Origin of the sequence: Paenibacillus montaniterrae, assembly GCF_018403185.1 — a bacterium.
GTDB lineage: Bacteria > Bacillota > Bacilli > Paenibacillales > Paenibacillaceae > Pristimantibacillus > Pristimantibacillus montaniterrae.
Window position 1 is genome coordinate 207,286 of the sequence record NZ_BOSE01000009.1, and the last position, 22,451, is coordinate 229,736.

22 protein-coding genes are annotated in these 22,451 nt (G+C 46.1%); 18 read left to right on the forward strand and 4 right to left on the reverse strand.

Annotated features, from left to right (window positions below):
* Positions 1–49 precede the first annotated feature (49 nt).
* The 5 genes from KJS52_RS21185 (at position 50) to KJS52_RS21205 (ending at position 5,359) form a co-directional block, all read left to right on the forward strand.
* Positions 50–1,285 (forward strand): cytochrome P450, encoded by a 1,236-nt coding sequence (locus KJS52_RS21185; protein WP_213519278.1) that lies wholly within the window; start codon positions 50–52, stop codon positions 1,283–1,285.
* Between the two features lie 50 nt (positions 1,286–1,335).
* On the forward strand, positions 1,336–2,385 hold the full coding sequence (locus tag KJS52_RS21190; protein WP_213519318.1) for a thiamine pyrophosphate-dependent dehydrogenase E1 component subunit alpha: 1,050 nt from the start codon (positions 1,336–1,338) through the stop codon (positions 2,383–2,385).
* Entirely contained in the window at positions 2,363–3,346 is a 984-nt protein-coding gene (locus KJS52_RS21195) for an alpha-ketoacid dehydrogenase subunit beta (protein WP_213519279.1), read from the forward strand. The genes KJS52_RS21190 and KJS52_RS21195 overlap by 23 nt, the downstream gene beginning before the upstream one ends.
* 93 nt (positions 3,347–3,439) lie before the next feature.
* Positions 3,440–4,240 (forward strand): hypothetical protein, encoded by an 801-nt coding sequence (locus KJS52_RS21200; protein ID WP_213519280.1) that lies wholly within the window; start codon positions 3,440–3,442, stop codon positions 4,238–4,240.
* 6 nt (positions 4,241–4,246) lie between these two features.
* Positions 4,247–5,359 carry a dihydrolipoamide acetyltransferase family protein gene (locus KJS52_RS21205; RefSeq protein ID WP_213519281.1) on the forward strand — a complete coding sequence of 371 codons (1,113 nt, stop codon included), beginning with the start codon at positions 4,247–4,249 and terminating at the stop codon, positions 5,357–5,359.
* 141 nt (positions 5,360–5,500) lie between these two features.
* Here KJS52_RS21205 and KJS52_RS21210 read toward each other — a convergent pair whose 3' ends face one another.
* Together KJS52_RS21210 and KJS52_RS21215 are read right to left on the reverse strand one after the other, a co-directional pair.
* Entirely contained in the window at positions 5,501–6,496 is a 996-nt protein-coding gene (locus KJS52_RS21210) for a poly(ethylene terephthalate) hydrolase family protein (protein WP_246563837.1), read from the reverse strand.
* The gene (locus KJS52_RS21215; RefSeq protein WP_246563839.1) at positions 6,450–6,899 is read right to left on the reverse strand and encodes a YfbM family protein; all 450 of its coding nucleotides are present in this window, start codon (positions 6,897–6,899) and stop codon (positions 6,450–6,452) included. The genes KJS52_RS21210 and KJS52_RS21215 overlap by 47 nt, the downstream gene beginning before the upstream one ends.
* Before the next feature lie 253 nt (positions 6,900–7,152).
* On the opposite strand from KJS52_RS21215, the gene KJS52_RS21220 reads away from it, so the two are divergent.
* The 4 genes from KJS52_RS21220 (at position 7,153) to KJS52_RS21235 (ending at position 9,375) form a co-directional block, all read left to right on the forward strand.
* Positions 7,153–7,941, forward strand: a complete 789-nt coding sequence (locus KJS52_RS21220) for a TIM barrel protein (protein WP_246563841.1) — start codon at positions 7,153–7,155, stop codon at positions 7,939–7,941.
* A gap of 28 nt (positions 7,942–7,969) precedes the next feature.
* Entirely contained in the window at positions 7,970–8,539 is a 570-nt protein-coding gene (locus KJS52_RS21225) for an SF0329 family protein (protein WP_213519284.1), read from the forward strand.
* Positions 8,540–8,717: 178 nt separating this feature from the next.
* Positions 8,718–8,933, forward strand: coding sequence for a helix-turn-helix transcriptional regulator (locus tag KJS52_RS21230; protein ID WP_213519285.1), 216 nt, complete (start codon positions 8,718–8,720; stop codon positions 8,931–8,933).
* Positions 8,920–9,375 (forward strand): hypothetical protein, encoded by a 456-nt coding sequence (locus tag KJS52_RS21235; RefSeq protein ID WP_213519286.1) that lies wholly within the window; start codon positions 8,920–8,922, stop codon positions 9,373–9,375. The genes KJS52_RS21230 and KJS52_RS21235 overlap by 14 nt, the downstream gene beginning before the upstream one ends.
* A 4-nt stretch (positions 9,376–9,379) precedes the next feature.
* Here the strand turns inward: KJS52_RS21235 and KJS52_RS21240 are convergent, their stop codons facing one another.
* Both KJS52_RS21240 and KJS52_RS21245 read right to left on the reverse strand, forming a co-directional pair.
* Entirely contained in the window at positions 9,380–10,360 is a 981-nt protein-coding gene (locus tag KJS52_RS21240) for a BtrH N-terminal domain-containing protein (RefSeq protein ID WP_213519287.1), read from the reverse strand.
* Positions 10,348–10,914: a PadR family transcriptional regulator gene (locus KJS52_RS21245; RefSeq protein WP_213519288.1), complete on the reverse strand. Its 567-nt coding sequence runs from the start codon at positions 10,912–10,914 to the stop codon at positions 10,348–10,350. Before KJS52_RS21245 ends, KJS52_RS21240 begins: the two co-directional genes overlap by 13 nt.
* 247 nt (positions 10,915–11,161) lie before the next feature.
* Between KJS52_RS21245 and KJS52_RS21250 the strand changes: the two genes are divergently transcribed.
* From KJS52_RS21250 to KJS52_RS21290, 9 genes are all read left to right on the forward strand, one after another.
* Positions 11,162–11,887, forward strand: a complete 726-nt coding sequence (locus KJS52_RS21250; RefSeq protein WP_213519289.1) for a response regulator transcription factor — start codon at positions 11,162–11,164, stop codon at positions 11,885–11,887.
* Positions 11,884–12,963, forward strand: coding sequence for a sensor histidine kinase (locus KJS52_RS21255; protein ID WP_213519290.1), 1,080 nt, complete (start codon positions 11,884–11,886; stop codon positions 12,961–12,963). The genes KJS52_RS21250 and KJS52_RS21255 overlap by 4 nt, the downstream gene beginning before the upstream one ends.
* A gap of 149 nt (positions 12,964–13,112) precedes the next feature.
* Positions 13,113–13,889, forward strand: coding sequence for an ABC transporter ATP-binding protein (locus tag KJS52_RS21260; RefSeq protein ID WP_213519291.1), 777 nt, complete (start codon positions 13,113–13,115; stop codon positions 13,887–13,889).
* Complete coding sequence (locus KJS52_RS21265; RefSeq protein ID WP_213519292.1) at positions 13,864–15,207, forward strand: FtsX-like permease family protein; 1,344 nt, start codon at positions 13,864–13,866, stop codon at positions 15,205–15,207. The genes KJS52_RS21260 and KJS52_RS21265 overlap by 26 nt, the downstream gene beginning before the upstream one ends.
* Positions 15,204–16,706 (forward strand): serine hydrolase domain-containing protein, encoded by a 1,503-nt coding sequence (locus KJS52_RS21270; protein WP_213519293.1) that lies wholly within the window; start codon positions 15,204–15,206, stop codon positions 16,704–16,706. Before KJS52_RS21265 ends, KJS52_RS21270 begins: the two co-directional genes overlap by 4 nt.
* Positions 16,707–16,807: 101 nt before the next feature.
* On the forward strand, positions 16,808–19,237 hold the full coding sequence (gene ligD, locus KJS52_RS21275; RefSeq protein ID WP_213519294.1) for a DNA ligase D: 2,430 nt from the start codon (positions 16,808–16,810) through the stop codon (positions 19,235–19,237).
* A gap of 187 nt (positions 19,238–19,424) precedes the next feature.
* Positions 19,425–20,330 carry a carbohydrate ABC transporter permease gene (locus KJS52_RS21280; protein ID WP_246563843.1) on the forward strand — a complete coding sequence of 302 codons (906 nt, stop codon included), beginning with the start codon at positions 19,425–19,427 and terminating at the stop codon, positions 20,328–20,330.
* Between the two features lie 11 nt (positions 20,331–20,341).
* Entirely contained in the window at positions 20,342–21,217 is an 876-nt protein-coding gene (locus tag KJS52_RS21285) for a carbohydrate ABC transporter permease (RefSeq protein WP_213519295.1), read from the forward strand.
* Between the two features lie 50 nt (positions 21,218–21,267).
* On the forward strand, positions 21,268–22,428 hold the full coding sequence (locus tag KJS52_RS21290; RefSeq protein ID WP_213519296.1) for an efflux RND transporter periplasmic adaptor subunit: 1,161 nt from the start codon (positions 21,268–21,270) through the stop codon (positions 22,426–22,428).
* Positions 22,429–22,451: the final 23 nt, after the last annotated feature.

Consider the following 22,451-nt stretch of genomic DNA (forward strand, 5'->3'; position numbering starts at 1 on the left):
TTTGGCAACGTTTTGGTCGAAATGAAAAATATGCGTGGGAGGGACTCATTTGGCTCAGCAAACCTATGAATTCAATCCGTTGTCGTTAGAATTCCAACAAGACAGATACGCCGTTTTCAAAAAAGTACACACTTATTGTCCGATTTATAAAGAACCGCAAACTGATCGAAATGGACGTGTCTTTACTTTATGGCATTTTACCACTTATGAGGACGTCCAGTTTGCATTTCGGGACAAGCGGTTCGTCATTCAGTTAAAAAATGCACTTCCGGCGGATCAACTTCCCCCAACTCCCCCAGAAATCCGAGTTCTGGAAGATCATCTAAAACAATTGCTCGTTTTACAGGATCGACCTGATCATACCCGCCTTCGTTCGCTAATCAACAAAGCCTTTACTCCACGTCTTGCTGAACAGCTGGAGCCGCGAATTCAAGACATTTCACGCTATCTTCTCCAAGAATTTGAACCAGGATCAACTATTGATCTAGTACGCGATTATGCCAACCAGCTACCTATTTTTGTAATCACAGAATTGATGGGTGTTCCCGTGGAAGACCGTTATTTGATCAAAAAGTGGTCGACGCAAGTTATCCGTTCAACGGACCACAAGCCAACGAAGGAAATGCTTATGAATGCCAATCAAGCCATGATTGAGTTTCAACATTATTTTCGTGAGCTTGTACATGACCGTTCTCGCAATCTTCGAGATGATTTGATAAGCAAATTGGTCCGCGCAACCTACGAAGAGGGGCATATGTCTGAGGATGAGCTGCTGGCTAATTGTATTGGCCTTGTTCTCGGCGGCCACGAAACTACGGCCAGCATGATAGCCAGCTCCATTTATCTGATGATCCGGTATCAGGAGCAACAAAATTTGCTGCGAGCACAACCGGAATGGATGGAGTCCGCTATAGAAGAAGTACTGCGTTTTGAGACGCCTCTTCAACTAAGACACCGCAAGGTCGGAGAAGACATGGAATATAAAGGTCATGCTTTGAAGCGGGGAGATTCAGTGACCGGGTGGATTGCGGCTGCGAACCGGGACCCTGACGTATTCGTTAATCCCGACCAATTTGACATCACTCGCAAAAAAAATCCGCATTTGGCGTTCGGATATGCTGCCCATTTTTGTTTAGGCGCGCCGCTAGCACGGAAAGAGGGAGCGATTGCTTTACAGACCCTTTTTGACAAGTATGCTCATCTGAAGCTGGTGAACGAGCAAGTGGAATGGATGCCGTTCCCGTCAACCCGGACCTTGAAAAGTCTTAACGTTCTCGTCTACTAAGGCAAGCATTGGTCAGACGTTTGTAGTCTAGAATGGAGGGATTCATGATGATGGGGGATAATTTGGACCTTAAGACGGAAATCAAACATCGGCTGCTGGGTTTATCGGATCAACAGGTTTTAGACATATATCGAGCGATGGTTCTGGCGCGTAAAGTCGATGAACGGATGTGGCTGCTCAACCGAGCCGGGAAGATTCCGTTTCTGGTCTCCTGTCAAGGCCATGAAGCCGCACAGGTAGGAGCTGCCTATGCGCTGAATCAGTCGAACGATTTTCTATGTCCATATTATCGGGACATGGGGATGGCGATTGTGTTTGGGATGACGGCCAAGGAATTGATGCTGGCTGCTTTCGCTAAAGCTGAGGATCCGAACAGCGGTGGACGTCAAATGCCGTGCCATTACGGAAGCAAACAAAATCGTATTTTGTCAACATCCAGCGTTGTTGCAAGCCAAGTGCCGCATGCGGTTGGGATTGCTTTGTCCGGCAGCATAATGGGAGAGGCATTCGTTGTGTTGACCTCCTTCGGTGATGGTGCAAGCAGCCAAGGCGAGTTTCACGAGGCAGCCAATTTTGCCGGGATACACAGGCTTCCGGTTATTTTCTTGTGCGAAAACAATAAGTATGCGATTTCGGTTCCTTATAACAAGCAGGTTGCCAGTGAGAGCATCGCGGCTCGGGCGAGCGGGTATGGCTTTCCCGGCGTTGTTGTCGACGGCAACAACCCGCTCGACGTTTACGAGGCTGTGAAAGAGGCAGCAGACCGGGCTCGAAGAGGAGGGGGCCCTACATTGATCGAGGCTGTCGTCGACCGCCCGGTTCCTCATTCGAGCGACGACGATGACCGGACATATCGCACTAGCGAGGAAATAGAGGAAGCGAAAAAGAACGATCCCATCCTCTCGTTCAGCCGCTATTTGAAGGAAGCCGGACTTCTCGATGAACGAACGGAGCTGGATATGCATGAGCGAATCGAGCATGAAGTCGACGAAGCAACGGAATACGCGGAGCGTGCCGAGGATGCAGCACCGGAGGATGCTCTGAAGCATGTTTATGCCCTGGCAGGAGGTGAGTCTGGTGACCGTCATCTCATTTATTGAGGCTGTTTCGCAGGCTTTGCGAGAGGAAATGCAGCGTGATCGGCGAGTATTTGTCCTTGGGGAAGACGTCGGAGTGCGCGGCGGTGTATTTCGGGCAACCAAGGGCATGCTTGAGGAATTTGGCGAGAAGCGAGTCATAGATACGCCGCTGTCGGAGGCAGCCATTGCAGGCATAGCCGTAGGTGCATCTGCTTTTGGATTGAGACCAGTGGCCGAAATCCAATTCGCTGATTATATGATGACTGCCGTCAATCAGATCGTGAATGAAGCAGCTAAAATGAGATACCGCTCAAACGGGGATTGGCACTGTCCGATGGTTATTCGAGCGCCTTTCGGCGGAGGTGTCCATGGTTCGCTTTATCACTCGCAGAGCGTCGAAGCGATGTTCTGCAATATACCCGGTCTGAAGGTGGTTGTCCCATCTACCCCTTACGATGCCAAAGGGCTGCTAAAAGCGGCGATTCGGGACGAGGACCCTGTTCTATTTTTTGAACATAAGCGATGCTACCGATTAATCAAGGGAGAAGTACCGGATTCGGATTACATTGTTCCGATCGGGAAGTCATCTATTCGAAGGGAAGGAAAGCATATTACGGTTATCTCGTATGGGCTTTCCCTGCACTTTGTGCTGGAAGCGGCGACTCGGCTCGAAGAGGACGGGTATTCCGCACACATCGTAGACTTGCGTACGCTTTATCCGTTGGATAAGGAAACGATCGTTACGGCTGCTCGAAAAACTGGAAAAGTGCTGATCGTTCACGAGGACAACAAAGAAGGCGGCGTCGGAGGCGAAGTGGCTGCCGTCATTGCGGAGGAATGCTTTTACGAGCTGGACGCTCCCATCAGACGCCTGTGCGGCCCGGATGTTCCGGCGATGCCGTACAACCCGGTCATGGAGCAATTTTTTATGCTGAATCCGGACAAAGTGTATCAGGCGATGCTTGACCTGGCCGAGCTTTAGGGCGATGGAGCGAAGCGAAATTGGATGGCTGCCTGGATTAAAGCGTTCATGCTTGAACAGATTCTACTAAGTCATTGTTAGGGGGAAGATGCCATGCATCCTTTTCTTTCATCGTGCCATATCGTTCAATTAATCAACCCATACGAGCAATGGAGTGATCCGCTCGTGCGCGAGTTGTTTGAAAAAACGACGACGCTCAAATTTGAAGGTTACGGAAGAAAATATGCAAAGGGGCCCATACCTGTAGATGCGGTTAGTTGGTTTTGCGATCACTTGCTTGTATGCCAGGAGCGTGCAGGCGGCGAGCTGCAGCCGATTTTGGGCTTTCAACATGCGACGATGAAGCGGTACCGCGAGCATTACCGGCCGTTTTCTCCATTGGCGATGTGCGAGAGCGACGACGATCACCGACATGTGACCGCGATGAAGGAGCTAGTTGCTCAATTTGACAGCAAGCCGCAGCTGCTTTCCTACACCGGCTGCTTCGCGGTTGCTCCCGAGCTTCGAACGGATAGGCAGTTGGTTGATGAGCTTGTTCATTTTATGGTGGTCCTGCACTATTTCTTTCATCAGGAAGCGGAGAAGGGGCATGAAATCATTACTGGCCCGACGATTCGTTTTAGACTTGATACGCTCTTGAACGGCTATGGTTTTTTTCCGTTGGTGGAGTCGGAGGGCGAGCACGATAAAGCGGCTTTGCCGGTAGGTGCCTTTGCTGGAGAAGAAGTCAGAATGATGAGGTGTCGGGAGTTCAACCGGGATTTGGTCCAGCTTGCTGAGCGCTACATGCCAATGTGGGAAAATCGCAAGGTGCTTCGCAACGGGGCGAACGCGAGCCCTGAAAGTACGATGTCGCCATTCGCGGTCACTGCTGAATCTGATAGAGGAGCATGATAATGTATGGCTGAATCCATTACAATGCCTCAGCTGGGTGAAAGTGTAACCGAGGGAACTATCATTCGCTGGCTCGTCCAAATCGGTGATAAGGTGAAGCAGTATGATCCGCTATGCGAAGTGACAACCGATAAGGTGACTGTAGAGGTTCCCTCGGTTACGAGCGGAGTTATAACCGAAATTGTTGTTTCTGAAGGAGATACCGTGCAGGTGGGAGCTGTTATTTGCCGCATAGAGACGGCAGAATTTTCACCGGCGGTATGGAAGCTGATTCAGGAGCATGGACTGGATTCGTCACAGCTGAAAGGGACTGGACGCTTCGGACGAATTACTCGAAACGACGTTATGGAATTTCTCGAGAAGCGGGGAGCGTTGGTCGAAGATATGGGCTCTCCCTCGGAGCAAGGAGAACTAGAGGAAAAAGTTCCTGTCACAGCTGTTCGCAAGGCAATTGCTAGAAGAATGTCTCAAAGCAAGCAAGAGATCCCTCACGCGTGGACGATGATCGAATGTGACGTGACGAGCTTGGTGCAATTTCGCAATGAGATCAAGGAGCAATTCCAAAGAACGGAAGGCGTCGCCTTAACCTATTTCCCGTTTTTTATGAAGGCCGTCACCGAAGCGTTGAAGGAATTTCCAATTCTTAATTCGCAATGGGCTGGCGAACATATTATCTTGAAAAAAGAAATTAACCTATCGTTTGCCGTGGCTGCTGATCGGGCGCTGTATACTCCCGTCATTCGAAATGCAGATCGAATGGATATAGCTGGTCTTGCCAGAACGGTGCATCAGTTAGCAAGGAAGGCCCGTGCAGGCAGCTTAACGATTGAGGATGTGAGCGGGGGGACCTTTACCGTTAACAATACAGGTTCCTTCGGCTCAGTTCTTTCGGCTCCGATCATCAATTACCCGCAAGCGGCCATGCTAACCTTCGAAGCGATCGTGAAGCGTCCAGCGTTGGTTGATGGCATGCTGGTTGAAATCGACAAGGTAAACATGTGTCTATCGATGGATCACCGTGTTTTGGATGGATGGGTTTGTGGTCAATTTTTGCAAAGGATCAGAAACAGGCTGGAAAGCTTCGGAACAGGGACCGACCTTTACAGCTATAGTGTTTAAAAGCGCAAAGAGGGGTGGATAACCCCTCTTTGTTTGTAGTACAGTATCCTAGTCCTTACAGTGTACTTAGATACAGTGTACTTGGATACAGTGTACTTGGATACGTGCTCTTGGAGGCCACTGACTATGCCGATGCTGCGGCTATTGTACGTTCATATTGGCCTGGATAACGTCGACCCAATTGGAATTATCCATCATCTCGGGAGAACTCCCGTAGAATGCTTTCATCGCCTCCTGATCATCAAGCAGCTGATATCTCATCCAAGCTGTCAGGTACCCTCTATGATTGCCTCCATTGCCTTCGATTGCCGTATGAGCCGCCCCTTTTGCCATCCCCATCATAACAGGAGTGCCTGTTTTGGTCGTATAGAAGGCTAATTGATTCGCAGAAAGCGGTGAGATGAGAAAATCTCGTGTACCGCCCATAATAAGGAAAGGCACGGTAATACGTGCTGTATCATATACATCTTCAGGATCACAATACTTCAAATCCGGGAGAGCGATGGAAACAACCGTCTTTATTAACGATCCCTTTGTATAGTTGGTATGAGCATTAATGACTCCAGTCGACCCTTGGGAATGTCCGGCTACACCAATATTTTCTGTATTTATTTTTTGATAAAACAAGCTGCTTGCCCGTTCGTTTTCATTGATTAAATACTCAATAGCCTCCACAATTTCTTTACCTGTTCCTGTTGTTTTGCTATAGGAATCTATTACAATGAAGCCCCAGCTGGCAAGATGAGTCAAGAGTTCATCATAACGATCTGGCGTGGCGTCTGTTCCATTTCCCCAGGAAATAACAGGATAGGACTCACCTTTCTGAAATGCAGGGTAGTATATTCTGAATAAAGCCGCGTCTAACGTATTTTTTACCTCTTCTACCTTTACCTGATAGCTGCCTTGCTCTGCATAACGCTGCTCGATGCTGCCTTCAGCAGGCTCTGGCACATTGGAATGAAGAATGATTTGTATGAAAATGGAAACCGCAGCTGCAACGATCAAAACTACAGCTGACAACGATAAAATCCACTTTCGTTTTTTCAAAACCGGCATATACATGACCTCAATAATAGAATAGTCTTTAGAATCAAAAAATATAGAAGATAAGCCCTTTGCCCGCAGCTGAAGTTTCACTATAGAAACGCCGGATTTCGTTAAAATGCTGTAGAATGAAGGCAAAGAACTCTTCTCCATCCTCATCCGAAACAGCTCCTGGTTCGAGAGGATATACCTCGTTCTGAACCATAGTTGGGAAATCATACCACAAACGAAGCTGTGCTTCATCCAGCTTGGATATGGCTTGAAGCGCTTCTGTAACCTGCTGAGCGCGCAAGAAGAACGCTCCGAATGAGCCAAAATCAATACCCCAGTCTGATGTCAGTGGAACAACATAGCCAAGTGGAGGCTCTCCATCGGAAATAGCTCCACAAAGTAAGAAGTGAATCGCCTCCCAGGACCTATCAATATCCAGTCCGGGATAATCATCTACTTTTAAATTGTTTAACGCAATATCGCCAGCAGCGATTTGCTGCACCATTTTGTCATCAATAGCAAAGTAATATCCGTACATCCCCATATTCCGGACCTTCTTTCCATTTTTAGTAGTGATTAGACTGCACTCTCCAAATGTAACATCATGGAACTGTGGATTTCAAGGCTGAATGTACAAACGCTGCGGGATTGGAGTTCCACCATATGGTATAATGATGCAAATGAGAAAAGAACGATTTCATATATAATGAAAGGAACATATAATGGCACATCAAATCGGCGTTTCAGGAAGCACTATAATGTCAGACCCTGAATTGTTTCAAGACTTATTTTGGGAAGGGATTCATCATGTAGAAATTGGGGAGTTCCCTGATGAAGCTGCATTTCAACATTTTCTTGAAATAAATAAGGACAAGCAAGTCTCCTACGGTGTACATTCGCCTTTATTTCGTAGTGGGAGTAAATACGATTTACTTCAAAAGGTGCAAATAGAGCCTGCTGCCGCCTGGGAACAACTTGAGCTTGAAGCGGAAAGATTGTCGGCTTTAGGTGCTGCATATATTCTGGTTCATTTTCCATACTTCAAAAAAGAAGCAGAAGAAAACGTGACTGAAATCATTGAGGATGGATTAAAAAAATTAAGCCGCTTACAAGACAAATACAAAATCCCTTTTATCTGTGAACCAAAGCTGGGATTGGAGCGTTCTCCTGTCGGCATACAATATTTGCATGATTTCCCGATTGAAATTTGGAATAAATATGGATTAAAGCTTTGCATCGATATTGGTGATTACTTAATCGCAACAGGAGATGACATTCTTGCCTATTTAGATAAATGGAGAGCACATATTAAAGCTGTTCACCTGCATAATGTTTTGTACGAAGGTGATAAGTACATCTGGATTCCGGTTCATCCGTCCCATGAATTTGGGGATTTTTATAAAGTGGAGCATATTATTCGTTTTCTTGCTCAATGTGAGGATGTAATGTTTATATTCGAACATACTCCGCATAGTAATCCAAGTAAACAATTGGTAGAAGAAGGTTATCGCTGGATTAGAGAGATAATTGAGTTAAAATCCTGCTAAAGGATCATTTCGAACATAGGAGGAACACATGTCCTGGAGTAAATTGAAGCAGCAGCTTGAAAGTTTTCTCTGTCCTGCATTAGAGGGAAGGGTCGAATATCGTGCAACCGGTTATCGTTATTTGCCTGATAAAGCAGGGCTTTGTTATATTGCGGTAGATAAAAAGAACGTACTAAATATGAGAGATGCAACTACTTTGATCAAATGGTATCAGACGGAGCTGGAAATTAAAAATGATCCGGCAATCGAAATTCCTATCAGCAGTGAAGAAATTGAAGCGATCAGAAAAGAGGGCAAGGGAGCCATCCCAGAGGAACGTCTAAAAATAATTGTCAGAGGTAGAAAAATATCAGAACATGCAAAAGAGATTTTCTTAGCACAGTCATCATTAAGTAAATCAAACTTTACTGTCGCAGCTAATAAGTTTTTATCCATTCCAATAGAAGAGAGCATAGAGAGCAGCGATATTTTATTGAATATTCTAGCATTAATGGACAGGCGAGTTGGGAAGAAACGAATTTTAAACATGTCCGAGAAAGTAAAGCTAAAGCATCCAAGCGTGCAGTATTTTTATGAACTGCGGCGCAGTACATTGTAACAAGAAGAAGATTATGTTCAAGGTATAGGTAGGCTCGGTGACGGCTAATTAAGCCGTCTTTTTTTATGACGTAAACCATTATAGAATTTAATATAGTCATATAAAAATTATTTTTTGTAATATATATATGACAAAATGAGTGTTTTATGTTACTCTATCTTATAGAGAGGTGGTAGGTATGGGTAAAAACTTGCGGATAAAAGCAGCACGAGCTGCAAAGGACATGTCCCAAAAAGACCTTGCGGAGGCTGTCGGAGTAGCTCGTCAAACAATGAATGCGATTGAAAAGGGCGATTACAATCCGTCAATAAAGCTTTGTATTGCAATCTGCAAAGCGCTTGGAAAAACGTTGGATGAACTATTTTGGGAGGAAGATGAAAATGAAGAACAATAAAAACAGTCTAGACGAAATGCAAAGAGAAAAGCGCAACAGTATTGGCAATCAAATGTTCATGCTAATGTTTTATGCGCTTTTAATCGACATAGGGCTTTACGGATACGGAGTGCGCTGGCTGAGTTATCCAACTAACGTTATGGTGATCATTATAGTCTGTATGAGTATCTACCTTGTCAGGATAATCGCAGTTAATGCGTACCTCCCACCAAAAGCTCAAAATAGAAGAAACGGTGTGATTTTAATGATTACGATTGTGTTTTCTATTGTGCTTGCAATAACGGGAATACTTTTATTAGGCGAATCGCCTGCGGAAACTGTAGCAACCACCAAAGACAATTCCGCGATCATTCTTGCAATTGTATCTGTTGTCGGTTTGCTTATGGCTTTAATCGTGATGGTCATAACGAAAGTAAACAACAAAGATGAAAAAGAAGATTGAACTGTTACAATAATAGCCCCATCGCTGCGCGTTCTTTGTCGGCAATCTCGAGCAAAAGCTGTGAAGCTTGATCGAGCTCTTTGAAGTCGCCTGTTCTGCCTGCTCGGTCAATCGAAGCTGAGACATTGACCCACAATGAGGCTATTTCTACAAACAGGCGGTGAGCCTGTATGATCTTCGGATCGTCCAACTGTTCAGCGCATTCCTGCAAATAGTCTCTATACAGGTTGCGAAACAAAGCACCGCCGGTTCCAGCTCGTTCCATGAGCAGCGCAGTGAGACATAAGTCATGTTCGATATTGCTGCTGCGGGAAGGCCACTTCTTCATTTCAGCGCTCATTTTCAGAATACCTTTATAGCCAACATTACGAATCGGCGGGTTCAAATAATCGTGCGCATTTTTAGTCAATGATTCACGGATAGCCGGAATGATCGGCGGTAATTCGCTGATTGGCGTTAGTATAATCGAGCGATTCCTGGAGCTCATAGGTCCTTTAGCGTTTCTGGCTGCGGCCAGGCTTGTCAACCGTGTTTTCAGTTGACCCCCCTGCTGCTTAGTGTCGGCCATATAAGCATATTCATCGCTGAAGCCGTAAATGACCGCGTAGTGAGCAGCAAAATGCACGTTGCTCGTAAAATAGTCCAAGTAATAGGAATCTAATTTCAGTCCGACTGGAACCCCCTGTTCGATGGAATTTCGCACGTTTTGCCAAGCCTTGTCGATAGACGAGGTTTCTTGGATTTTAAAGGGCAGTTGGAGTCGTTCAGCGAGGTTGGCGGTTAATGTATCAGGCTTTATTCTTCCACCGATAAAAGGAAAGTCCATATTCTTTGAGTCCCAATAAATGAATCCAAGCCCTTGTCCAAGTCCAAATAGCATCGATTCAGACAATTGAATTCCCGCATGCTGCAGCAGGTTGCCTATCGTGGTTGTCTCGCAGTGCTCGCCTTGATAAGGAATAAAGCCTTCAATTATTGCTTCCAAATTTCGCTCTCCTCCAATAATTCGTTGATTAGACGTGCTACAAATGCTTGTTCACTCTCAATTAAGCTTAACGGATGCAAAAACAGCGCTCTTACATGCAGTGGCAAATGAGCACTGCCTTGTGCTTCGTATTTCTGTCTGACTTTAACCGAGGCTTGCTCAAGGAAATCGAGTCTTGTCCGCAAAGCCGAGATGGCTTCATCTTTCCCAATATGAGCCATGGCAGCCAAGCCGAGATCGAAGCGGCTGTCGCGTTCCCGGGTAGCGGACAGACTGCTGATCGTTTCCGCTTTTAACTTGGCCAGACCAGCATCCGTAAGAGAAAAACAGACCGGTAAGGGACCCTTGCCAGATTTTCTATGGGGTTCCTCGGAGACGATCCATCCCTTATCACCCAATTTCTTCAGTCCGGCATAGATTGAGGTCGTACCAATATTTGTCCACTCTCTATAGCCCCGTTGATCGACTAATTTCTTAATATCATACCCGGAAGCCTGACCACATTCCGCAATCAATTGCAGAAGCATAAATTCAACATTCGAAATGATGCCCATTGAGCTCTCCTTTGTCTATATATTTCATACATGTAATATACCACTAGTGAAATAAAAGGGCAATTAGTATCAAAAAAACGCTTCTAAGGTAATTTCAGAGAAAGATATTAAGTCGCTTTGCTGTGATATAATCAAAGCAAATGATAGAAGGATTATTTTAAGTATTGAGTTTCGCTAAGTTCGAGCTATTTCGGGTTATAATGTTGTGTTAAATTAGGCGGGTGGCTTGAGGAGGAATAGGAAGCAGATGTACCGGATCTTTATTGTAGAGGACGACCGCAAAATTAGCGCGGTCTTAAAGCGGAATATGGAAAAGTACGGATTTGACGCGTTATGTGTGACAGAATTCCGCGACATTATGCCGGAGCTGACAGATTATGAGCCGCATTTGATCCTGCTCGATATTAATTTGCCATACTTTGATGGATATTACTGGTGTAGACAAATTCGCAAGTCCTCCAATATGCCGATCATTTTCATATCCGCTCGGGAAGGCGAAATGGATCAAGTGATGGCGATTGAAAACGGCGGCGACGATTATATTACGAAGCCTATTCATTTGGATCTTTTAATAGCAAAGGTGAAGGGCATGCTGAGACGCGTTTATGGGGATTATTCAAGCTCAGCAGGCCTTGCTCCATCGCCCGACAGCGAATTGAACATTCAAGGCTTGAGACTGAATGTAAGCCGCAATGAGCTGATTTGGCAAAATCGCAAAGCTCAGCTCTCGAAGAATGAACAGCTGCTGGCCGAGTGCTTTATGCAGCAGTACGGCAAGACGATTGCGCGCGATCAGCTTCTCGGCACCTTATGGGACAATGCACAGTTTGTGGATGACAATACGCTGACAGTCAATGTAGCGAGATTGCGGAAAAAGCTTGAGGAGCTGGGGCTGCCAAATGCGATTGCCACAGTACGCGGCATGGGCTATAAGCTGATTATTGATGCAAATGAAGGGGAGATAAGCCAATGAGTATGCGATCTGCAGTAGTGTTTCTCCGCGATCGGCTCCTATATGTATTAATTGTTCTCATTATTATTAGCATTGGCGTTGGCCTAATGCTGCTTGAAAATATGCGCTATCCCGGATTAGTGGAGACGGGCACAATATCCTATTTTGCAGCTGCGGCTGCATTTTTTTTGCTGCTTGGACTCGCTGTTGCCTACATTCGGCAGCAGGCATATTACAAGCAGCTAATTTATGCGCTTGAAGGCTCGGATGAGCTGCAGGTGGAAGCAATTATGCAGACTGCGGTAACGAAGGAGCAACAGCTCGTTGCTCGTCTATTGGAGAAGCAAATGAGCGCTCAGCTCAATAAGCTCGGTGTGCATCGTCGTCAGCAGGAGCTGCACAATCATTTCGTACTGCAGTGGGTGCATCATATGAAAACGCCTTTGTCTGTGATCGATCTGCTTTTGCAGGAGTCGGCGAAGCAGATGCCGCTAACAGAGGAGGAGCAAAGCGAGCTCACTCAAAGTTTGCATGAGGAAGCAGATCGTATGGCTAGAGGGCTGGAAATGATGCTCCATACCGCACGCCTTGAGAGATTTGAAATGGATCTTCAGCTTAGAAGAATACCGCTGCATCATGTAGTGCGTGACGTGTTAATTGCTCATAAGCGTCTTTGCATTCGTCATAACGTAGTACCGCTTATTCAAGGTGAAGCATGGACAGAAACAGATGAGAAATGGATTACGATTGTCCTCAATCAGCTTCTTAGCAATGCGATTAAGTACAGCAAGGACAAGGCTGGTGGAAAGAAGCTTGTTTTTTGCTTGGAGCAGGCTGCCGATGGCAGCAGCAAGCTTCACATAACGGACGAAGGAAGCGGGATTGCACCGCATGATTTGCCGCGCATATTTGATCCGTTTTTCACTGGGGAGAATGGGCGAGCTGCTGGAGAATCGACGGGAATGGGCTTGTATTTGGCAAAGCAGGTATGCAGCAGGCTCGGCCACGAGCTGTCGGTAGCGTCGCAGCTTGGTGTAGGCACCACATTTACAATTGTATTTCACCCGCATGGCATTCACCTTCTTGGCGAGCAATAAGGGGCAGGACATATGTATGCTTTGTGACAACGATGTCACATTTGCAGTATGAAATTTGTTAGCTAAATCGATGGAGAGGCAATTTATATCCCGCTATACTAAACGCTGAAGAGAGCTTCAAGCTGAAGTGAGAGGAGGACATTTACAACATGAGCGTGCTTAACGTGCAGCAACTCCACAAAACGTACATCTCCAAAGGAAATATCGTATGCAGAGCGTTGAACGATATTGATCTGCAGGTGGAGCAAGGCGAATTTGTTGGCATTATGGGGCCGTCGGGCAGCGGGAAAACGACGCTGCTCAATCTGCTTGCAGCGACAGATCGCCCAACATCCGGTCATATCGAAATTAATGGGATAGATCCGAGTAAGCTTAGCGATAAGCAATTAGCGCTGTTCAGAAGACGCGAGCTTGGCTTCATCTTTCAAAATTTTAACCTGCTCGATTCCTTGACGATTAAGGAAAATATTGTTTTGCCACTCGTACTTGAAGGGACCGCACCTAAATTGATCGAGGCAAAGCTAAAGCCGCTTGTGGAGTGGCTGCAAATTGCTGATTTGTTAAGCAAGCGCACCTATGCAGTATCGGGCGGACAGAAGCAGCGTGCGGCGATTGCTCGCGCCCTCATTCATGAGCCGTCGATATTGCTCGCTGATGAGCTGACAGGCAGCTTGGATTCAGGGGCGGCGAAGGATGTGATGGAGCTGCTAAAAGAGCTGAACGAAAGGCAGCAAGCAACGATTTTCATCGTAACGCATGACCCATTTACAGCAAGCTATTGTCAGCGCATTGTGTTTATTAAAGACGGGGCAATCTTCTCTGAAATTCGGCGCGGCTCGAATCGCCAGGCGTTCTTTCAACAAATATTAGACGTGCTTAGTGTGCTGGGAGGGAACTTTAATGACACTCCGTTCGCTCGCATTTAGCAATATTCGCGGGAACTGGCGGTCCTACGGCGCATTTTTTATGAGCAGCGTATTCTCGGTCATGATCTTCTATATGTATGCGGCCTTTGTTGCACATCCGGACCTTGCAAGTGAAGCTTCAAAGGTAAGGGTGGGCATGGTGCTTTGTCAGTTCGTAATCGTCATGTTCTCGTTTTGGTTCGTGCTGTACGCCAATTCTGCTTTTTTAAGATCAAGGCGCAAGGAGTTTGGCCTTTTCTTTATGTTTGGCATGACACGCATGCAGCTTCGCAGGCTGATTGTGTATGAAGGTATTCTGATTGCCCTGGCGGCTATTGCGGCTGGTATTGGACTCGGCATATTTTTTAGCAAGCCGTTCCTTATGACACTTGCTGTCCTGCTTGGAATGAAGGATTCTATTGCGGTTGCAGTACCGCTTGACGCGCTTTGGATGACCGCCGGGGGATTCTTCATATTGTTCATCTCGATCTCGATTGTGAAAGCTTTGCAGCTTGCACGATTGGAAATTACTGAATTGCTTCAGTTAACAGACGAGGAGGAGGAAAGAACCCCTCATTCTCCATCGCTTGCTTGGCTTGCCATTGCTGCTCTGGCAGCTTCCTACGGCATGGCCTTAGTATTAAATGCAGCAAACTTCAACCGCCTTGCGCCGATTATTTTGCTGCTGGCGATAGCAGGGACTTATTTGCTGTTTACAAGGTTTAGTGAGCAGCTACTGCGATTCATTATAGGCAGCAGCAGCATTTATTATTATCGAACAAATATGATCGTATTGGCCCAGCTGGGGCTTAAGCTTAAAAAGAATGCGCGCATGCTGTTTGCAGTGTCAATTTTAAGTGCCATTATAGTAACGGCATCCGGAACGGTGTATATGCTAGGTCTTGCTGTTCAGCTGGACAATGTGCAGACGCAATATGAGGACCCTCAAGGGATCATTTCGCTTACGATGTTTATTGGCGCATTTATCAGCTTTCTGTTTTTTATCGCTTCGGGAAGCATGATTTACTTCAAATTGTTTACGGATTTACAGGAGGATCAATCGGAGTACAAGGCGCTGACGTTGGTCGGCATTACGCCGGCAGAGCTTAGGACGATCATCTCTATGCAAGTCGGCATGCTTTTTTTCGCGCCATGCCTTGTCGGCATAATCCATGCGCTTTTCGCGCTTAAAGCTTTGGACAACCTGCTTATGGTATCGAATTGGCTGTACTCGTTTGTTATTATCGGTATTTATATTGGCCTGCAAACCATTTACTTTCTCGTGGCCTGCCACAGCTATATGAAAAGCATTAGTTTAACTAAGGGGAGTTTGAAATGAAATATTTCGTTAAAATGAGCTTGCTTATGATAGCAGCGCTTATGTTTTTGTACAGCTTTGCTCCGCATCTTGCAAATGCGGAATCTAGTGCAGCTATAGGAAAGATTGAGGAGTTTGTTGCACAGCAGCAAGAGCTAAGCCATATTCCAGGCTTAGCGGTCGTTATCGTAGAGAAGGGAGAAACGGTGTACCAGAAAGGGTTCGGCTATGCTAATCCAGAAACGAAAGCACCAGTAACCGCCGATACCTTATTCGAAATCGGCTCGGCAACGAAAGCTTTTACCGGACTTGCCATTTTGCAATTGGAGAAGGAAGGGCTGCTTAAACGGTCGGACGATGTTCGAACATATATCCCGTGGCTGGAGTTAACGTATAACGGGCAGCCGCAAACGATCACGTTAAGTCAGCTGCTGCATCATACGAGCGGCATCCCTTCTAACTCGATAACTCAAATTCCGGAGAGCAACGCGGAAAATGCGCTTGAATTAACGGTCAAAACATTGCTTGGTCAGCAGTTGAATCGTGAGCCGGGAAGTTCCTTTGAATATGCAACGATCAATTACGACGTTCTGGGACTAGTTATTGAAACTGTAACAAAGCAGCCTTATGACCAATATATGAAGCAGCATCTGTTGGAGCCTATCGGCATGGAGAACACATTTGTCGGCTTGCATCAGGTACAATCCAGCGAAATGGCAGCTGGACATAAATTAGGCTTTCGAAAAGCGCAGCCGTATACCCCGCCTATTTATCGCGGAAATATTCCGGCAGGCTATATTGTCAGCAACGCTAATGATATTGCCAAATGGATGAACCTGCAGCTGGGGAGCGATTCAAGCATTGCGTTTGACAGAGAGCTTATTCAACAATCGCATGCCCCTGATCAATCTGTCGATCCATTCGATAAGGATACCTATTATGCCAGCGGATGGGGGATTACTGAAAAAAACAATAAGCGCTATTGGTTTCATGCCGGTGAAAATCCGACCTTTACTTCGTATATTATGATGCAGCCGGATCAGCAATTGGGGGTAGCCGTTCTATCCAATTTGAACACGACCTTTACAACGGCAATTGCTCAAGGGGTATTGGAGCTGTGGGAAGGGCATGACATAACGCGAGCACATACAGACAGCTATCAACAAATAGATCAGATTGTGAGCATGTTATGGATCGTCGTCGTCAGCCTTGGTGCTTTGTTCCTTCTGTTTTCCCTGCTGATTATAAGGAAGCTTGTGAAAAAGCAGCGCATACGGGCTAAACTGAATGTAAAGCGCAGCATGCTGTTCATTGCACATACATTGCTTGTAGCAGCTGCAATAACAGTCACAGTAATGTTTCCCAAAATTATGCTTGGCGGACTGCCTTGGGCTTTTATAAAGGTATGGGCTCCAACATCAATTACAGTCTTTCTTTATAGTGTTATTGCAGTAAGCATAATTTTTTACGCGCTTGGCATACTGCATATATTCACAAAGAAAACGAAAACAATTAACTGAATATTTAGACAATTAACAAGTCTGGTACGCCGCATACTGCCTGTTTAGTTGGAAATAATATCTTTGAAGGTATTATATCTCGAAACGGCGTGATTTTATTTATGACTGCGAAACTAAGCGAGTACAATCAAAAAAGAAACTTCGAAAGAACGTTGGAGCCTGAGGGAAGCATAGAAGCTTCAGAAGAAGGGCTAAGATTTGTCATTCAGCATCATATGGCGCGAAGAGAGCATTATGATTTGCGACTGGAGTGGGAAGGTGTGCTTTTGAGCTGGGCAGTTCCCAAGGGCCCCTCCTACGATACGCATGATAAAAGGCTTGCCGTAATGGTCGAGGACCATCCATTGGAATATCGTAACTTTGAAGGAACAATTCCTAAGGGGCAATACGGCGGCGGCGTCGTGATGCTGTGGGATGAAGGCTTCTGGGAGCCGTATGGCAATGTGGAGCAAGGGCTGCTTAAAGGCGAGCTGAAGTTTGTGCTAAGAGGAAGACGGCTTAAAGGAAAATGGGCATTAATTCGCTTAAAGCCGAAGGAAGGCGAGGATAAGGACAACTGGCTTTTACTGAAGGAAAGAGATGAGTACGTCCAGCCGAATAGCGGAATTAGCGAATTTACCACCAGTGTTAGAACCGGACGCACAATGGATGAAATCGAAAGAGGAGAAGACGAAAAAGTAATAAGAAATCCCTTTAACAAAATCGAGGTGCAGCTTGCCAAATTAGTTCATGCGATTCCCGAGCGTGAGGACTGGCTCTACGAGCTAAAATACGATGGCTATAGAATTGTGGCGTTTGTGGAAGGAAACAACGTCCAGCTCATGACAAGAAACGGCAATGATTATACTGCGCGGTTTCATACGATCGCATCCTCGCTAATCGACCTTGCTGCGGGAAGAGCGATGATTCTGGACGGCGAGGTTGCCATTACAGATGCAACAGGGAAAACGGATTTTCAAGCGTTGCAAAACTATATGAAAAATCCTAAGGGCCACAATTTGACCTATATTGTCTTCGACCTCCTCGCATTGGATGGTGCAGATCTTCGCAAGCGCCGCTTGCTTGAACGAAAGGAAATGCTTGAAGGCTTGCTGGAGAACGCTCCAAGCAATCTCTACTACAGCCGTCACATTAAGGGAAGTGGGAAGGAAAGCTTCGCTGCCGCCTGTCAAGCGGGGATGGAGGGGATCATAGGCAAAAAGGCCGATTCCCACTATAGCGGCTTAAGAAACGGTGACTGGATCAAACTAAAATGCGATAAGAGGCAGGAATTTGTAATCGGAGGCTACTCCCTTACGGACAAAAAATCAAGCGGTGTCAGCTCGCTTATTCTTGGCGTCTATGAAGGAGAAGAGTTGGTCTATGCCGGACGCGCCGGAACTGGCATGAGCGAGGCTGAGATGAATAGGCTGGAGAAAAAATTTGAGAGTCTGAAGAGACAGGACTCGCCCTTCAAGCTTGCGCCAAAGCCTCGATCGAATGAAAGACTTACATGGCTTGAACCGGAGCTGGTAGCAGAAATCAAATTTGCCGAATGGACCGAGGATAATTTACTAAGGCAGGCCAGCTATAAAGGCTTAAGAAGCGATAAGGACCCGAGGGAAATAAAAAGAGAAAAGGCGGCGGAAGCTGAATTAGAGCCTCCATCCTCTATGAAAGAAGCGGGGAGATCAATGAGAGCAAAGGCAACGATGACGATCCAAGGAATAAATATTACTAACCCTGACAAGGTTGTCTTCGGCGATCCTGAAATTACTAAGGAAGAGATCGTCCGCTATTATGAGAAGGTAGCCAAGCATATGCTGCCTTACGTGAGCAACAGAATTCTTACTGTTGTTCGCTGCCCTAGAGGCGTATCGCAAACCTGCTTCTATAAGAAGCATCCCGGTGCGGAAAGCAAAGGAATCGTCACAATGCCGATTACGACCGGCAGTGGCAATACGGAGGATTACTTCTATATTGACAGCATATCCGGGCTAATATCGGAAGCGCAAATGGGCACGCTGGAGTTTCATACTTGGGGCAGCCGCGTCGACAAGCTTGAAATGCCGGACATTATGGTATTTGATTTAGACCCGGATGAAGGGATGGAGCTAAGCAGAATTCGCCAGGGGGCAAGAGATGTGAGAAGCATACTTGCCGAGCTTTCGTTGAACTCCTATCTCAAAACAAGCGGCGGCAAAGGATACCATGTCGTAGTCCCATTCACACAGGAAATGAGCTGGGATTTGTTTCATGATTTCGCCAAGCGCGTTGCCCAAGTGATGGAGCAGAAATGGCCTGACCGCTACACCAGCAATGTCAGAAAAGCTAGCCGAGCCGGCAAAATATTTATCGACTGGATTCGAAACGGCAGAGGAGCTACAAGTATTGCACCCTATTCGATCAGAGCAAGAGAAGGGGCCAAGGTTTCCATGCCCATTGCGTGGGATGAGCTTGATATCGTGGCTCCGGACGGTATCAATATAACAGATGCGCTTTCGAGGATCGGCGGCAATGATGATCCGTGGAAGGATTTTTTTAGGCGTTAGACAGCCTGCCTGAAGTATAGCTTATAGGTAAGAAAAGAGGGGCTATGTTCAATAGCCCCTCTTATTTTATTTTGATTAGATGGGAGATTTTTAATCCGTTCTTTAATAAAAACTTTAGTTTTACCCTACTAAATTTTTAAACAGCTCTTTCTATTCTATAGGTATAAATGGTTGGAGGGAGCTGGGAATGAAGCAATGGTTCTTTAGGCAAGGTGCTGCCATGAAGATTATGAAATGGATGCGCAGGGATGCGGCGGCGGTCTGGATATTTCTTGCACCAAGCGCAGCCGGATTCGCGCTGTTCTACCTGATTCCATTTATGATGGGAGTGTTTTATTCATTTGTAGACAGCCCTGTTGATCTTCACTTTGCGGGTCTGGAAAATTATCGCGAATTGCTTGCGAGCGGGTCCTTCCGTAAGGCGGCATTTAATACGTTTTATTTTAGCGCGTTTAGCGTTCCGCTTATTCTCGCGCTCTCGTTAGGTTTGGCGTTGCTGCTGAATTCCAAGCTATATTTCCGAAAATGGTTGCGGACTGCCTATGTGCTGCCGCTTGTCGTTCCTGTTGCCTCGATTGTGCTCGTTTGGCAAATACTGTTCGATTGGAACGGCTCCGTGAATGCCTGGCTGAGCGGCCTCGGAGTTGATCGTATGGATTGGATGAACAGCGAAGTGGCCCGATATGTCATCATGGTCGTTTATTTATGGAAGAATATCGGCTATAACGTCATTTTATTTCTGGCGGGATTGCAGCAAATCCCGAAGGACTATTATGAAACCGCCTATGTGGAAGGAGCGGGGCGTTTACGGCAGTTTAGCGGTATCACCCTTGTTTATCTCACGCCTACGATGTTCTTTGTCGTCATTTTATCGATTATGAACTCGTTTAAAGTATTTCGGGAAACATATTTGATCGCAGGCGATTATCCGCATGACAGTATATACATGATGCAGCATTATATGAACAATATGTTCACGTCGTTGGACATTCAGAAGCTGACTGCGGCAGCGAACTTGATGGTCGGCTGTATTCTTTTGATCGTCATGGGATTGTTTGCGGTTGAACGCCGATATCGGCAGTTCATGGAATGAGGTGGGAAATTATGCGAGTTTTCAAAGTAATACATAAAGCTTCACTCACGCTCGTTATGGCTGCAATTGCAGCTCTATTCTTATTTCCCATTGTGATTACGTTTACTAATTCGTTTATGACGGCGCAAGAAATTGATTTCAATTATGGGCCCATCGGGCAGATAAATGAAGCGACTGAAAAAGGAAAAAAACTATTCGGAAATTTAAAATGGCTGCCGGATCAAGTGTCTATGGAGCAGTATGGCAAAGTATTGGTGGGCAGTTCTAACTATTTGAAGATGTTCTGGAATTCGGTCTTTTTAGTGGCGCCGATTATCGCAGGACAAATCTTAGTAGCGGCATTTGCCGCGTACGCCTTCTCCAAGCTGCAGTTTCGCGGCCGGGATCGTTGGTTTCTCGTCTATGTCATGACGATGCTCATGCCGTTTCAGGTGACACTTGTGCCGAATTATATTATGGCGGATAAACTTGGGCTGCTGAATAGCCCGTATGCCATCATATGGCCCGGCATTTTTGCAGCTTTCGGTGTATTTATGCTTCGACAGTTTATGCTGCATATTCCGTATGCCTACATTGAAGCAGCGAAGATGGACGGCGCCGGTCATTTGCGTATTTTTTTCACGATCATTGTTCCCATGGTGAAACCGGGTCTTGCAGCGCTTGTTGTTCTTTTATTTGTCGATTATTGGAACATGGTAGAGCAGCCGCTTATTTTTTTGGAAGACCCGTTCAGGCAGCCGTTATCCGTCTACTTGTCCAGGATCAATGACGAGCCAGGGATTGCTTTCGCGGCATCTGTGCTCTATATGACGCCCATGGTGCTGTTATTTCTGTATGCGGAAACCTATTTCATTAAAGGCATTCAATTATCCGGCATCAAGGGATAATAGAAGCAAGTTTTCCAACAGAAAGTTTGTTAGGAGGAGAAAGTCGGGATATGGAGTTAGCAAATGAACAAGTTGATCGCAGACGCAAACGAACCATTCAAATCGTCTTCATTGTTTTTATAGGATTGTTGCTGCTGCTTACGTTTTTCGGCAATACGCTCCAATCATTAACTTTGCCGAAAGTAAGAACGGAACCGCTGGCTGCCGGAAGCTTAATATTTGCGTTTGAGGGAAGCGGCATGTTGCAGCCTTTCACAGAAGCGCAATTAACGAATCCTGCCGGCTGGAAGGTCCAAAAGATACTCGTAAAGGAAGGCGAACGAGTGAAGAAAGGGCAGAAGCTGATCGAATATGACAGCAAAACCGCCGAACGTGAATTGGATAATGAAATCGCCAGCTTGAAGAAGATGAATATTGAGCTGCAAAATCTTCAGGACCAGTTCATCCAATCCTCAAGGGAAGATGACGAACTCGCCATTCGAAGCGCAAGCCGTGCAATCGAAACACGAAAGCTTGATCTGGATACGCAAGAACGAATAATTGACGAGCTGCGAGATCGTTTGGCAAGCGGACGGGAGCTTAAAGCTCCTTTCGATGGCATCGTCACAACATTGAATGCAGTCGAGGGGTTGGCATCGGGCGAACCGGATGTAGTGATCACAAATGACAGCCACGGTTACAGAGTAGATATTCCCGCCGATTTTGCGTTGTTAACCCGATTGGAGATAGCGTTAGGATCGAAGGTCGAGGTCGAGGTGCAAAACGTTCAGGAACAACAGACCCGAATCCTCGAAGGAACGATTGTTGAAATAGCGGATGCCGAACCGAAAAACGAACCATTCGAATCTGGAGGTGAGGCGGGCCAGACTCGAACGATTGCTCAGAAGGTGGTTCGCATCAAGGTTGAAGATCCCGAACTGAAAGGAGGCGAGCAAGCATGGATCAACATCGAGAAACGCTCTCGCCAGGAAGGACTAGTTGTTATGAACGAGGCGATTCATAAGGAGCGTGACGGAATGTTTGTGTATAAAGTCGACGAGCAGAGAGGGGCATTGGGCAATGTGTTCGTAGTTAGTAAAGTGCCTGTTCAGCCCACTGAAAGGAATGATCATGAAACGTTAATTCAGTCCGATAGTCTTTATGAAGGTGATCTGTTGATTCTGGAGAGCAGCGAGCCTTTGCAAGATGGAGAACGTATTCGCCTGCAATAAGTAAACATGAAAGAGATAAATGA

Bases quoted from the DNA above. Each gene is read 5' to 3' on its own strand.
- KJS52_RS21190 (WP_213519318.1), top strand. From the start codon at position 1,336: ATGGGGGATAATTTGGACCTTAAGACGGAAATCAAACATCGGCTGCTG.
- KJS52_RS21200 (WP_213519280.1), top strand. From the start codon at position 3,440: ATGCATCCTTTTCTTTCATCGTGCCATATCGTTCAATTAATCAACCCA.
- KJS52_RS21205 (WP_213519281.1), top strand. From the start codon at position 4,247: ATGGCTGAATCCATTACAATGCCTCAGCTGGGTGAAAGTGTAACCGAG.
- KJS52_RS21215 (WP_246563839.1), bottom strand. From the start codon at position 6,899: ATGGTGCAGCAAATCGCTGCTGGCGATATTGCGTTAAACAATTTAAAA.
- KJS52_RS21220 (WP_246563841.1), top strand. From the start codon at position 7,153: ATGTCAGACCCTGAATTGTTTCAAGACTTATTTTGGGAAGGGATTCAT.
- KJS52_RS21225 (WP_213519284.1), top strand. From the start codon at position 7,970: ATGTCCTGGAGTAAATTGAAGCAGCAGCTTGAAAGTTTTCTCTGTCCT.
- KJS52_RS21230 (WP_213519285.1), top strand. From the start codon at position 8,718: ATGGGTAAAAACTTGCGGATAAAAGCAGCACGAGCTGCAAAGGACATG.
- KJS52_RS21235 (WP_213519286.1), top strand. From the start codon at position 8,920: ATGAAGAACAATAAAAACAGTCTAGACGAAATGCAAAGAGAAAAGCGC.
- KJS52_RS21245 (WP_213519288.1), bottom strand. From the start codon at position 10,914: ATGGGCATCATTTCGAATGTTGAATTTATGCTTCTGCAATTGATTGCG.
- KJS52_RS21250 (WP_213519289.1), top strand. From the start codon at position 11,162: ATGTACCGGATCTTTATTGTAGAGGACGACCGCAAAATTAGCGCGGTC.
- KJS52_RS21255 (WP_213519290.1), top strand. From the start codon at position 11,884: ATGAGTATGCGATCTGCAGTAGTGTTTCTCCGCGATCGGCTCCTATAT.
- KJS52_RS21260 (WP_213519291.1), top strand. From the start codon at position 13,113: ATGAGCGTGCTTAACGTGCAGCAACTCCACAAAACGTACATCTCCAAA.
- KJS52_RS21265 (WP_213519292.1), top strand. From the start codon at position 13,864: ATGACACTCCGTTCGCTCGCATTTAGCAATATTCGCGGGAACTGGCGG.
- KJS52_RS21270 (WP_213519293.1), top strand. From the start codon at position 15,204: ATGAAATATTTCGTTAAAATGAGCTTGCTTATGATAGCAGCGCTTATG.
- ligD (WP_213519294.1), top strand. From the start codon at position 16,808: ATGACTGCGAAACTAAGCGAGTACAATCAAAAAAGAAACTTCGAAAGA.
- KJS52_RS21280 (WP_246563843.1), top strand. From the start codon at position 19,425: ATGAAGCAATGGTTCTTTAGGCAAGGTGCTGCCATGAAGATTATGAAA.
- KJS52_RS21285 (WP_213519295.1), top strand. From the start codon at position 20,342: ATGCGAGTTTTCAAAGTAATACATAAAGCTTCACTCACGCTCGTTATG.
- KJS52_RS21290 (WP_213519296.1), top strand. From the start codon at position 21,268: ATGGAGTTAGCAAATGAACAAGTTGATCGCAGACGCAAACGAACCATT.